This is a genomic window from Candidatus Frankia nodulisporulans, from assembly GCF_902806475.1.
GTDB lineage: Bacteria > Actinomycetota > Actinomycetes > Frankiales > Frankiaceae > Frankia > Frankia umida.
Map to the genome: position 1 here is coordinate 42,167 of NZ_CADCWS010000006.1, position 11,989 is coordinate 54,155.

Genomic DNA, 11,989 nt, shown 5'->3' on the forward strand with positions numbered 1-11,989 from the left:
CTGAATCTTCAGGCACATCGTCGGACACGCCGCCGGAAACCACCCCGGTCATCCCGGCGAGTCCCGCGGCCACCCCGCCGCGGGACGCCGCCGCCTCGCCGGAGTCGACCGGGACGTCGACCCGGGTCAGGGCGGCCGCGAGTTCCGACGCCGACGCAGATGCCGATGTGGCCGACGTCGAACCCGGTGACGTCGAACCCGTCGACGCCGACGTCGTTGCCGCCGATGTGGCGACCGACGCCGACGTGACAGCCGACGCCGATGAAGAGGCCGACACGGAGACGGCGGGCTCGGGGGCGAAGCCGGTCGCCGGCCGTCCCGGCCTGCTCGGCCGCCGCCGTGCGCGCCGTCGGGTGTCCACCTCGCAGCGGCGCCGTCGCTCGTCCGCCCTGGTCCTCGCCCTTGGCCTGCTCGCCACCGGCGTGCTGTGGACGCTGCTGGCGCCTGGCGGCAACGCCGCGTCCGCGTCCGACTCCAACGAGGCGGTCCGCCAGGGCCGTGCCCTGTACCTCCAGGGCTGCTCCACCTGCCACGGGCTCGGCGCCCAGGGCTCCAGCACCGGGCCGAGCCTGATCGGGGTCGGCGCCGCCGCCGTGGACTTCCAGGTCTCCACCGGTCGGATGCCGCTGGCCGCCCCGGCCGCGCAGGCCGACCGCAAGGCGCCGATCTACTCGGACACGCAGATCGCCCAGCTGGCCGCGTACATCGACAGCCTCGGTGGCGGTCCGGAAGTCCCCAAGGTCGACGACACCGCACTGGATGACGCGGCGCTCTCCAAGGGTGGCGAGCTCTACCGGGCCAACTGCGCGCAGTGCCATCAGGCGGTAGCCCAGGGTGCCCCACTGACCTACGGCAAGTTCGCGCCCTCGCTGGACGAGTCGACCGCGACTCAGATCATCGAGGCGATGCGGACCGGACCGGAGTCGATGCCCGTCTTCGGTGACCGTCAGATCAACGAAGAGGACGCGGTCGCGGTCGCGGCCTACGTCCGCCACCTGACCGACGCGCCCAGCCCCGGTGGCTTCAGCCTCGGCAAGTACGGTCCGGTGCCCGAGGGTCTGCTGGCGATTCTGGTCGGCATCGGAGGTCTGCTGGCCGTGTGCCTGTGGATCGGAGCGAGGCAGAAGCGATGAGCGACCAGACGGGCCCGGGCAGGCCGGGACCGGGCGGATCGGGCGAGCCCGACGGCCCGGGGGACTCCGCATCCGAGCGCATGCACTACGCCGGCTACCAGGGTGAGCCGGCGGACAAGGCTGATCAGGACTCGATGAGCAGCATCTTCCACCGGGCCAAGCACCCGGTCGACACCTCCGGTGCGCCGGCCAAGGGGTCGGACATCTCCGCCGGGGGACCGGACGTCTCCGCCGGCACCCATGACGGTCCGGAGGCGCTGGGCACCCCGCCGCACCAGACCGACTCCACCCGCGACCCGCAGCACACGGTGATGCGGGGCGGGGCCGGCGACGGCGGGGTCACTCCCCGTCGCCCGCGGGCCGAGGACCATGACCGCCGCGCCGAGCGGCGAGCCGAGCGTGTGATCGCGCTGTGGTTCATGGTCTCGGTGGTCGGCACGGTCGGCTTCGTCATCACCAACTTCGTCGGTGACAAGCACAAGGAGTACTACACCCCGTGCCTGGGCTCCGCCCTGGGCATCGCGGTCGGCGGACTCGGCATCGGCCTGATCCTGTGGGCCAAGCGGCTCATGCCGCACGACCACGCCGTCCAGGAGCGCCACGAGTTCACCTCCAGCAAGGAGGAGATCGCGGTCACCGAGGCGGAGGTCGCCGACGGCTTCGCCGACACCGGCCTGACCCGCTTCCCGCTGCTGCGCCGCACCCTGCTCGGGGCGAGCACGGTGCTCGGTGGACTGGTCGTGGTGCCGCTGCTGAACCTCACCAACGCCAAGCCCGGCAAGAAGCTTGACCACACGTCCTGGGTCAAGGGCGCCCGGCTGGTGACGGAAGAGGGCCGGTACGTCAAACTGGGCGATGTGTCCATCGGTGGAATCGAGACGGTCTTCCCGGCCGTTCCGGTCACCGGTGCCAGCGGTCAGGTGTCCTACGACGCGAAGACCGACGTCCAGACCAAGGCGGACAGCACCACCATTCTCATCCGGCTGCCACCGGGGGTCGACCGGCCGCGCAAGGGTCGGGAGAACTGGTCGGTCGACGGCCACGTCGCCTACTCGAAGATCTGCTCGCACGCCGGTTGCCCGGTGAGCCTCTACGAGCAGCAGACCCACCACCTGCTCTGCCCGTGCCACCAGTCGGTCTTCGATGTGCTGGACGGCTGCCGGGCGATCTTCGGCCCGGCGAGCCGGTCGCTGCCGCAGCTGGCCATCGCCGCGGACGCGGAGGGGTACCTGTACGCCCGCAACGGTGACTATGACGAGCCTGTCGGTGCCGCCTTCTGGGAGCGCTCATGACAACCGCAGCCCCACCGGACTTCGTCAAGCGGCCCGGTCCGGTCCGCAAACTCAACCGGGCGGCCGACGAACGGTTCGGCACGCAGGCCGGGCTGCGGCGCAACCTGAACAAGGTCTTCCCCGACCACTGGTCGTTCATGATCGGGGAGATCGCGCTCTACAGCTTCGTCATCCTGCTGCTCACCGGCATCTACCTCACGCTGTTCTTCGACCCGTCGAACACCGAGGTCATCTACAACGGCTCGTACGTCCCGCTCAAGGGCGTGGAGATGAGCCGGGCCTACGCGTCGACCCTCGACATCAGCTTCGACACCCGGGCGGGCCTGGTCTTCCGCCAGATCCACCACTGGGCCGCGCTGATCTTCGTCGCGTCGATCATCGTGCACCTGATGCGGGTGTTCTTCACCGGCGCCTACCGCAAGCCGCGTGAGGTCAACTGGCTGATCGGTGTCGGCCTGCTCATCCTCGGCATCCTCGAGGGCTTCGCCGGCTACTCCCTGCCGGACGACCTGCTCTCCGGTACCGGTCTGCGGATCGCGGCGTCGATCGCCCAGTCCATCCCGATCATCGGGACGTGGGCGTCGTTCATGCTGTTCAACGGCGAGTTCCCGGGCGCGAACTTCCTGCCCCGGCTCTACGTGGTGCACATCCTGCTGGTGCCGGGGGTGCTGCTCGCCCTGATCGGCGCCCACCTGGCCATCCTGTGGCAGCAGAAGCACACGGACTTCCCCGGGCCGGGCAAGACCGAGCACAACGTCGTCGGCCACCGGGTCTTCCCGATCTTCGCGGTGAAGTCCGGCGGGTTCTTCATGATGACCTTCTCCATGATCGCGCTGCTGGGCGGTCTGGCGCAGATCAACCCGATCTGGATGTTCGGTCCGTACGACCCGTCCAAGGTGTCCTCGGCGTCCCAGCCCGACTGGTACATCGGCTTCCTGGACGGATCGACCCGACTGATGCCGCCGTGGGAGTTCCGCGGCCTCGGCCACACCGTTCCGGCGGTGTTCTGGCCGACGGCGGTACTGCCCGGCATCCTGTTCACGCTGCTGGCGATCTGGCCGTTCCTCGAGGCCCGGTTCACCGGTGACACGAAGTCGCACAACCTTCTGCAGCGGCCCCGTGAGGCGCCGACCAGGACGGCGCTGGGCGCCATGGCGATCAGCTTCTACCTGGTGCTGTGGATCTCCGGCGGTAACGACGTCATCGCCAAGACCTTCAGCATCTCGCTGAACGCGATGACCTGGGCGGGCCGGATCGGCCTGCTGATCGTCCCGCCGATCGCCTACGCGGTGACGAAGAAGCTCTGCCTGAACCTGCAGGACAAGGACACCGAGATCGAGCACCACGGCATCGAGACCGGCATCATCCGGCAGCTGCCCAACGGCGAGTTCGTCGAGGACCACCGGCCCAAGCCGGCCCCCGTCTCCGACTACCCGCATGTGCCGAACGACCGGTACGCGCTGCCGGCGGCGAACGGCCACGGCGACAGCCACGGCACCGGGCTGGCCCGACGGGCCGGCAAGGCCGTCAGCGGGTTCTTCGTCGAGGAGAAGGAAAAGGACGCCGAGCCGGACAGCACCACCAAGCACTGAGCTTCACCGCACGACTGGCTGTACCCGGGCCGGTGCCGACCGCGAACCACGCGTCGGCACCGGCCCGGCCCTTTCCCCGGACGGCCTGACATCAGCCCAGCCCAGCCCAGTTCAGCCCAGCTCAGCTCAGCGAGAGCCGGTGGTGGTGGTGGCGGCGGTCGCCGCGCGGGTGAGGGCCGCGAATCGGCCGGCGGCCCGCTCGGCGCCGATGACCGGCCAGCTCCAGGTCCCCTCGAGGCGCACGAGCCGCACCCCCGGCCCGGCCAGCCAGCGGGCGAGCCGCTCGGTCTCGGCGACCGACGCGCACGGCGCGGGACCGGGTCGGGGCAGCACCGTCTCGGCGCTGGCGACCGCCGCGTCCACCCAGGGCCGTGGGTCGATGCCGGGGGCGACCGTCACCGCCGACACCAGCCGGCCGCGGCGGATGACCGTGAGATCCCAGCCCGCGTCCGCGGTCGGGGCGGCGGCGACGAGTTCGGTGATCGCGGTCAGCGCGGCCAGTCGTTGACCGCGGGCAGCGGCGCGCACGAAGCTCACCATCCGATCGCGTTCGTGGGCGGCCTCCTCATAGCGGCCCTGGTCGGCCAGCCGGTCCATCCGCCGGGTCGCGGCGTCGATGACCGGGGTCGGGTCACCGGTGATGGCGGCCCGCGCGGCCGTGACATGACCGGCGTAGGTGGCGACGTCCTCCCGACCGTCGCACGGTGCTCCGCAGTGGCCGAGGTCCGCCAGCGCGCAGGCGGGCCGTTGCACGCGGGGGCTCAGCCGCCCGGTGCACTGGCGCAGCGGCACCGCGGCGTGCAGGGCGTCGGCGGCGTCCTGGGCGTCGCGCACGCTGGTGAACGGCCCGAGCGCCACCGCGTCGTCCCGCAGGTCGCGCACCCGGGACAGCCGCGGGAACGGCTCGTCGGTCAGGCGTAGGTAGATCGCCCGTTCGGGATGGCGCGAGCGCCGGTTGTACGGGGGCTTGTGCTCGGCGATCAGGCGCAGCTCCCGGACCTCGGCCTCCAACGCGTGCGCGCAGCTGATCGCGTCCACCCGGTCGGCGAGTGCGATCATCTCGGCCATCCGGGTGCGGGGTTCACTGGCGGTGAAGTAGTTGCGTACCCGGGTGCGCACGGAGCGGGACGTCCCGACGTAGAGCGCCCGCCCCTGGGGGTCGCGGAAGACGTACACCCCGGGCCCGGTCGGCAGCCCGTCGGCGAGGTGGCGTTTGCGCCGCTGCGCCGGGGACACCCGGGCGCTGAAGTCGTGCAGCTCCTCGATCGTGTGGACGCCGAGGTTACCGAGCCGCTCGAACAGCCCGTGCAGCACGTCCACCGTGGCCCGGGCGTCGGCGAGCGCCCGGTGGGACGGCTCGGTGGTGCTGCGGAACAACCGCGCCAGCGAGCCGAGCCGGCAGTCCGGCGACTCGTCCCGGCTGATGACCCGCCGCGCGATGCGCAGGGTGTCCAGATGCTCCCAGGTCGGCGGCGGGTACCCGCAGCGTTCGAGTGCGGCCCGCAGAAAGCCCAGATCGAACGGAGCGTTGTGGGCGACGAGCACCGCGCCCCGAGCGAACTCCAGGAACGTCGGCATGACCTCGGCCTCGCCGGGCGCCTCGACGACCATCGCGTCGGTGATGCCGGTCAGCACCGAGACCAGCGCCGGGATCGGCCCGCTCGGGCGGACCAGCGTCGACATCTCCGCCAGCACCTCACCACCGCGCACCCGCACCGCGCCGATCTCGGTGATCTCCGAGGTGGCCGCGGCGGTACCGGTCGTCTCCAGGTCCACCACGACGAAGGTGAGGTCCGACAGCGGCCGCCCCAGCTCCTCCAGACTCGCCTGCCTGGGCGCCCCGCCCGCTTCCGTGCGCCGGCCCGCGCGCGCATCCTTCGCGGACGCCGTCACGCCGGTGGGCGTGGTGGCGGGGGTGGTGCCGGCGGCGGGAACGGGGTCTCGGTGCACGCGGTCACGCTATGACCAGCCACCGACAGAATCGCCCGTCCGCTGTCCGTTGATGGTCCCTGGTGTGTCCATGGAAGCGCCGAGGAGGCCGCGACACGGACCTCTGCGGCCCACTCGGCGAGCCAACCCGCCGGGAATGCGGAATCATGCCCGGGTGGCGTGGTTTGAGACCAACGGGATCCGGGTGGGGCGCGTGGCAGTGGACTGTGCGGATGTGGATCTTATGGTGCGATTCTGGTCCGCCGCGTTGGGCTATGAGGTCCTCTGGCGGGACGGGGACGCGGCGGTGCTGCGTCACCCCGCGGGCGCCGGCCCGAAGCTGCTGCTGCGCCCGGGCGCCCGCGACGGTGGCGGGCCGAGCCGGCTGCACCTCGACCTCTACGCCGTCGACGCCGAGCGGGTGCTGGGCTGGCTGTTCACCCTCGGCGCGCGTCGGGTCGGTCGCTATGACGACGACGGCGAGCGGGGCTACGTCCTGGCCGACCCCGAGGGCAACGAGTTCCGCGTCATGACCGCGGGCCAGGCCGGCTTCTCCCGTCCGTTCGTCTGAGTCGCCGCCCGTGGATCACGGGTGTCGGATGGGCGGCAGGGGCTGTGACGCCCCGTCGCCGTCCTGGCCCGGCGCGGACGGCGTCGGGGACAGGGTCGATAGGGTCATGGGTCATGGCGAGCGTCTTCACCCGGATCATCAAGGGCGAACTGCCGGGGCGGATCGTGTACTCCGACGAGCACACGGTGGCCCTCCTCACGATCGCGCCGATCCGTCCGGGGCACACCCTGGTGGTTCCGCGGGTCGAGATCGACCGATGGACGGACCTGCCCGATGACGTCCAGGCCGGCGTCTGGGCGACCGCGGCGACGGTGGGCCGGGCCATCGCCCGGGCCTACCAGCCGCAGCGGGTGGCAGTGATGGTCGCGGGGCTGGAGGTGCCGCACGCCCACGTCCACCTGTTGCCGATCGAGAACGAGTCGCAGCTGGACTTCGCGCTGGCCGACCCCAGCCCGGACCCCGCCGACCTCGACGCCGCCGCCGCCCGGATCCGCGCCGCACTGTCGTGAGGCGGCCGCACTGTCTGACGGTTCCCGGTGCCGGGCGTCCCACCGGCACCGGGAGCGGATCACAGTCGGGGATGGATCAGAGCTGGAACTTCGCCGGGGTTACGGCGAACAGCGGCTCCCAGTTCAGGACCCCGTGACCGGGCGGTGCGTCGATCACGACATTGCCGCGGACACGCTGGCCGGCCTTGACCGTCGAGGCGGACAGGCGCGGCTCGACGTTGTCGTAGCTGCCGTCGTAGCGCGTGCCGTCCGGAGTCTGGATGTAGAAGTCCGATGGTGAGGCGGAGGTGTCGCCCCGGCTCACCTCGACGGTCACGTTGAGGATGTAGTAGGCACCCTGGTTCGGCGGGTCGCCGTAGCTGGTCACCGTGCCGGTGGTCGAGCAGACGCTGTTGAGCGTCACCTTGGCCTCGAAGTCACTGACCGAGGAGTTGGCCTCGCCGACGACGGTGCCGGCGCCACCGATGCCCGCGGTTCCCGCGGCGGGGGCCTGCGGGTTCAGCGGCACGCAGTTGGACACCCCGGCCGGGACGGTCGGCACGGCCGGCGCGGTGAGCGAGGGGCCGGGGATCGGGGAGGTGACGTCGTCCTTCTTGTCGTCGCCACCGCCCACCGCGAGGATGATCACCACGCCGAGCAGGATCGCGGCGACCACGACGATCGGCACGATGATGAGCAGCGGATTGCGCTTGGGCGGCTGGTGCGGTGGCTGCCCGGGCTGCTGCCAGCCACCGGGCGGTGGGTAGGCGCCCGGCTGCTGGTACTGGCCCGGCGGATACTGGTTCTGCTGCTGGTAGTAGTCCGTTCCCGCCGGGTAGCCGCCGGGCTGCTGGTAGCCCGTACCGGCCTGGTAGGGGGACCGCTGCCGCCCGCCGGGTAGCCGCTGGTCTGCGGCCAACCGCCGGCCTGGCCCGGACCGCCCCAGTTCTGCTGGTCGGCATGGGGCTGACCCCAACCCTGCTGGTCGGCGTTGGGCTGGCCCCAGTTCTGCTGCTCGGCGCCGGGCTGGGGCCAGTTCTGCTGGGCCGCACCTGGTTGGCTCGCCGCGCCGGGCTGGCCCCAGCCGGGGCCGCTCGCCGCCTGCGGTGGCCAGCCCGGCGCTGGGCCGGACTGCGGACCGGTGCCCCACTGGCCGGGGGTGGGCTGGCCGCCGGCGTTCGGCTGGCCGCCGGGGTTCGGTGGTGGCGCCTGCGGGCCACTGGGCGTCTGCTGCGGCGGGGGTGCGGAGCCCGACCAGGCGAGCCGGGTCTGCTCATCCGACTGGTCGGGCCCACCGGCCCACGGCTCCCGGCTCCCGTCCCCGCTGGGGGGCTGGTGAGGGGGGTTCTGGTCGGTCACGGTGGTCCTTTCCAGCGCAGCCGGAGCTGCGTATTTCGGAATAATGCCGCGTAGGGTGCGCGCCACGTCAGGCTACATAAGTCGACTATCACATGAGACAATGCCCGCCCAGCTGCGGGTGGCCGGTCGTGATCCGCGCCCACGACCCCCGCAGACCTTGTCCGACGAGGCCGATAGGCTGGGCCGTCCTCGTTGTTCCCGCTGGCTCCGGAGTCCCCACGTGCCCTGCTGCCTGGCCGGTCGGGCGAGCCGCCGGAAGCGCGGTTCGTCCTCATACCGTTGTGCTCCGGAAGCGGTGGGGTATCGCGGTGCGAACGGCCGGTCGGCCGCGGTCGCGGTCGGATCGGGGCATACCGGGGCAGGGGCGCATGTTCGGATCCACCCTGGCCCGCCGGGTCCGATCCGGGTACGTATGGTCGCATTTCTGACGCGTTCCCGCAGGTTGACCGCATACGGATCGACGTCGGCACCGACTCGAACATCAGCACCGACCCGAACACCGGCGCCGATGCCAACGCGCGCGTCGGATTCGACGGTGGTCACGGTCTGGGCCGGGGTTCGGTACCGGGCGGCGGTCGCGTGATGAGCGAGCCGTTGCCCGCCCCGGTGCGTCAGCATGTCGTGGAGCTCGCCGCGCACACCCTCGCCGATCTGTCCGAGGCGGAGGTGCCCTCGTCGCTGATCGCCGTGCGGCGGTTCACTCCGTCCAAGCGGGTCAGGCTGGGGGCGCTGCCGCTGGCCGCCGCGGTGGACGGCGACACGTTCCGGGCCCGCGTCGCCGAGTGGATCCGGCGGCATCAGCCGGAGCTGGCGGAGGCCGTCGAGTCGGCGCAGGGGCCGCCGCCGGCAGCGCCACCGGAGAAGGTCGCCGCGGTCGCCTACCTGTTGCGGGTGTCGGGCTGGCGGGAGCTGGTCGAGGCGGCGGCCGCCTCGACCGCCGAGGACGAGGCGCGCCACCGGGCCGACGAGGCCGACCGCACCATCCTCCGGCTCACCGAGCAGCTCGCCACCAGCGCCCGCGTCGCCGCCGCCGAGGGCGAACGGCTGCGCGCCCAGGTGGCCTCCGCGCGTGCCGACGCCGACGAGGTCAGGCGCCGACTCCGCGCGTCCGGTGATCGGATTCGGCGGGCGCAGGAGACAGCCGACGCCTCGGTGAGCGCCGCGCGGACCGAGCGGGACGAGGCCCTCGCCGCCGCCCGCGAGGCGGAAGCGGAAACGCGCCGGCTGCGCACCCGGATCGGGGAGCTGGAGTCGGCGCTGACGGGGGCTCGCCGCGACACCCGCGAGTCCCGCAGCGTCGGCGACGCTCGGCTGCGGGTCCTGCTCGACACGCTGATGGGCGCGGCGAACGGAGTGCGCCGGGAGCTCGACCTGCCCCCCACCGCCGGCCGCCCGGCGGACCTGCACGCGCGGGCGCATGACGGGCCAAGCCATGGTCCGCATGCGTTCGTCGGCGCCCGGGGCCGACCCGACGACGACCCGACCCTGCTGGACGAGGTACTGGCCGTCCCCGGCGTCCATCTGATCATCGATGGCTACAACGTGACCAAGCGCGGCTATGGCCAACTTCCCCTGCATTCGCAGCGGGAACGCCTGCTGTCCGGGGTCGGTGCCCTGGTCGGACGGCACCCCGACAGCGAGGTCACCGTCGTGTTCGACGCGACGGCGGTGGTGGCCCGCCCGGTCGGGGTGGCGATGCCCCGCGGGGTGCGCGTGCTGTTCAGCCGGCCCGGGCGGCTGGCCGACGAGGAGATCGTCCGGCTGGTGAAGCTGGAACCGCAGGGGCGGCCGGTGGTCGTCGTCACCTCCGACCGTGAGGTGGTCGACAACTGCGCGGCCGCCGGGGCGCGCGCGGTCCCCTCCGCCGCCCTGCTGGCCCGCCTCGACCGCTAGCCCGTTTCGCCCGCTGGCCCGCTCGCCCGCCTCGACTGCTCGCCCGCCGGTCGGTGGGCAAAAAAACTGTCAGACCCGGGTCCTACCGTCGGTGACGTCGGGATGTCGGCGCGCAAGGCCTGCCGTCGGCGGCCGTGCTCGTCCGGAGCTCGGGAAGGTGAAAGCGATGTTGATCGACTGCGATTCCTGCGCCGCTCGTGGCGTGCGCTGCGCCGACTGCGTCATCACCGTCATGCTCGCCGACACGGGTGACGTGCCGCCGCCCGCCGGCGGCGATCGGCGGCACGGCCCGGTTCCCGCCGGTGGGATGCCGGGCCGCGCGGCTCCCGCCGTGAGCGGGGGGTGGGACGAGCAGGAGCGGCGGGCACTGCGGCTGCTCGGCGCCGCGGGTCTGCTGCCGCCGCTGGAGGAACTCGCGGGGTCGATCCTGGAACGCGGGTCCCGGCATGCCCCGCCGCCACGCCGCGCGGGCTGAGCCGGCGTGAGCGCCTGGGGAGGCTGACCCGGCGTGCGCGCCGCGGCGGCCCCGGCGCGGCGGGTGCGGAGGTGGATGCGGCAGCATGGGCGCATGCGGGTACTGGTCGTGACCAACGACTTTCCGCCGCGGCCGGGGGGCATCCAGGCGTATGTGCACTCCTTCGCCTCCCGGCTCCCGGCGGGCGAGGTCGTCGTGTACGCGTCGAGCTGGCGGGGCGCGGCCGAGTTCGATGCGGCGCAGCCGTTCCCGGTGGTGCGTCATCCCACGTCGCTGCTGCTGCCGACCCCGGCTGTCGCCCGCCGGGTCCGCGATCTCGCGCGGGCCGAGGGCTGCGACACGGTGTGGTTCGGGGCGGCCGCGCCGCTGGGCCTGCTGGGGGCGGCCCTGCGCCGTGGCACGGAGGTCGAGCGGGTGGTGGCCAGCACCCACGGTCATGAGGTCGGCTGGGCGGCGCTGCCCGCGGCCCGCCAGGCTCTGCGGCGTGTCGGGGCCACGAGCGACGTCATCACCTACCTCACCGACTACACCCGGGCCCGGATCGCGCCGGCGATCGGTGACGGGCCGGTGCTCGCCCGGCTGCCCAGCGGGGTGGACGCGACGGTGTTCCGACCGGGTGTGGGGCGTGAGCAGATCCGCCGCCGGTACGGGCTCACCGGGCGTCGGGTGGTGGTCTGCGTGAGCCGGCTGGTGCCCCGCAAGGGTCAGGACATGCTGATCAGGGCCCTGCCGGCGCTGCGCCGGCGGGTACCGCAGGCGGCGCTGCTGGTGGTCGGCGGTGGGCCGCACCGGGCGGAGCTCGCGCGGCTGGCCCGTGCGGTCGGCGTCGAGGCCGACGTGACGTTCACCGGGTCCGTGCCCTGGGAGGAACTGCCCGCCCACCACGCGGCCGGCGACGTGTTCGCCATGCCGTGTCGGACGAGGCTGCGTGGCCTCGAGGTCGAGGGGCTCGGCATCGTCTACCTGGAGGCGTCGGCGGCCGGGCTGCCGGTGGTGGCCGGGCGTAGCGGTGGCGCGCCCGACGCGGTGCGTGACGGGCATACCGGCACCGTCATCGACGGGACGGATCTGGCCGCGGTCACCACCGCGGTCGGTGACCTGCTCGCCGACCCGGACCGCGCCGCCACGATGGGCGCCGCCGGCCGGGCCTGGGTGGAACAGCACTGGCGCTGGGACGTCCTCGCCGCCCGCCTACGCCACCTGCTCGCCACCGGAACGAACCCGGACGACGCCCCGCCACCCGCGGCTGCCTAGCCC

Annotated in this window: 10 protein-coding genes; 8 read left to right on the forward strand and 2 right to left on the reverse strand. The window is 72.8% G+C overall.

The features are described from left to right. Nucleotides 1–245 precede the first annotated feature (245 nt). Genes qcrC through qcrB form a run of 3 tightly spaced genes read left to right on the forward strand, consistent with a single transcriptional unit; the run spans nt 246 to nt 4,017 of the window. Complete coding sequence (gene qcrC, locus G6R24_RS01695; protein WP_163547408.1) at nt 246–1,133, forward strand: cytochrome bc1 complex diheme cytochrome c subunit; 888 nt, start codon at nt 246–248, stop codon at nt 1,131–1,133. Continuing rightward, complete coding sequence (gene qcrA / locus G6R24_RS01700) at nt 1,130–2,425, forward strand: cytochrome bc1 complex Rieske iron-sulfur subunit (RefSeq protein WP_163547398.1); 1,296 nt, start codon at nt 1,130–1,132, stop codon at nt 2,423–2,425. The genes qcrC and qcrA overlap by 4 nt, the downstream gene beginning before the upstream one ends. Continuing rightward, complete coding sequence (qcrB, locus tag G6R24_RS01705; protein WP_163547399.1) at nt 2,422–4,017, forward strand: cytochrome bc1 complex cytochrome b subunit; 1,596 nt, start codon at nt 2,422–2,424, stop codon at nt 4,015–4,017. The genes qcrA and qcrB overlap by 4 nt, the downstream gene beginning before the upstream one ends. A gap of 126 nt (nt 4,018–4,143) precedes the next feature. Here qcrB and G6R24_RS01710 read toward each other — a convergent pair whose 3' ends face one another. Next, the gene (locus G6R24_RS01710) at nt 4,144–5,910 is read right to left on the reverse strand and encodes a DEDD exonuclease domain-containing protein (protein WP_163547409.1); all 1,767 of its coding nucleotides are present in this window, start codon (nt 5,908–5,910) and stop codon (nt 4,144–4,146) included. A gap of 193 nt (nt 5,911–6,103) precedes the next feature. Between G6R24_RS01710 and G6R24_RS01715 the strand changes: the two genes are divergently transcribed. Both G6R24_RS01715 and G6R24_RS01720 read left to right on the forward strand, forming a co-directional pair. Next, on the forward strand, nt 6,104–6,517 hold the full coding sequence (locus G6R24_RS01715; protein ID WP_163547400.1) for a VOC family protein: 414 nt from the start codon (nt 6,104–6,106) through the stop codon (nt 6,515–6,517). Nucleotides 6,518–6,630: 113 nt separating this feature from the next. Continuing rightward, nucleotides 6,631–7,026, forward strand: coding sequence for an HIT family protein (locus G6R24_RS01720; protein ID WP_163547401.1), 396 nt, complete (start codon nt 6,631–6,633; stop codon nt 7,024–7,026). Between the two features lie 76 nt (nt 7,027–7,102). On the opposite strand, the gene G6R24_RS01725 is transcribed toward G6R24_RS01720, so the two are convergent. Next, on the reverse strand, nt 7,103–7,924 hold the full coding sequence (locus G6R24_RS01725; RefSeq protein WP_225437997.1) for a DUF4352 domain-containing protein: 822 nt from the start codon (nt 7,922–7,924) through the stop codon (nt 7,103–7,105). A gap of 1,022 nt (nt 7,925–8,946) precedes the next feature. Between G6R24_RS01725 and G6R24_RS01730 the strand changes: the two genes are divergently transcribed. From G6R24_RS01730 to G6R24_RS01740, 3 genes are all read left to right on the forward strand, one after another. Then, complete coding sequence (locus tag G6R24_RS01730) at nt 8,947–10,257, forward strand: NYN domain-containing protein (RefSeq protein WP_163547402.1); 1,311 nt, start codon at nt 8,947–8,949, stop codon at nt 10,255–10,257. A gap of 166 nt (nt 10,258–10,423) precedes the next feature. Next, nucleotides 10,424–10,732: a hypothetical protein gene (locus G6R24_RS01735; protein WP_163547403.1), complete on the forward strand. Its 309-nt coding sequence runs from the start codon at nt 10,424–10,426 to the stop codon at nt 10,730–10,732. Between the two features lie 93 nt (nt 10,733–10,825). Next, nucleotides 10,826–11,986 (forward strand): glycosyltransferase family 4 protein, encoded by a 1,161-nt coding sequence (locus G6R24_RS01740; RefSeq protein WP_163547410.1) that lies wholly within the window; start codon nt 10,826–10,828, stop codon nt 11,984–11,986. Nucleotides 11,987–11,989: the final 3 nt, after the last annotated feature.

Excerpts from the sequence above, each read along its gene's own strand:
- qcrA (WP_163547398.1), top strand. The coding sequence starts at position 1,130 with ATGAGCGACCAGACGGGCCCGGGCAGGCCGGGACCGGGCGGATCGGGC.
- qcrB (WP_163547399.1), top strand. The coding sequence starts at position 2,422 with ATGACAACCGCAGCCCCACCGGACTTCGTCAAGCGGCCCGGTCCGGTC.
- G6R24_RS01715 (WP_163547400.1), top strand. The coding sequence starts at position 6,104 with ATGCGGAATCATGCCCGGGTGGCGTGGTTTGAGACCAACGGGATCCGG.
- G6R24_RS01720 (WP_163547401.1), top strand. The coding sequence starts at position 6,631 with ATGGCGAGCGTCTTCACCCGGATCATCAAGGGCGAACTGCCGGGGCGG.
- G6R24_RS01730 (WP_163547402.1), top strand. The coding sequence starts at position 8,947 with ATGAGCGAGCCGTTGCCCGCCCCGGTGCGTCAGCATGTCGTGGAGCTC.
- G6R24_RS01735 (WP_163547403.1), top strand. The coding sequence starts at position 10,424 with ATGTTGATCGACTGCGATTCCTGCGCCGCTCGTGGCGTGCGCTGCGCC.
- G6R24_RS01740 (WP_163547410.1), top strand. The coding sequence starts at position 10,826 with ATGCGGGTACTGGTCGTGACCAACGACTTTCCGCCGCGGCCGGGGGGC.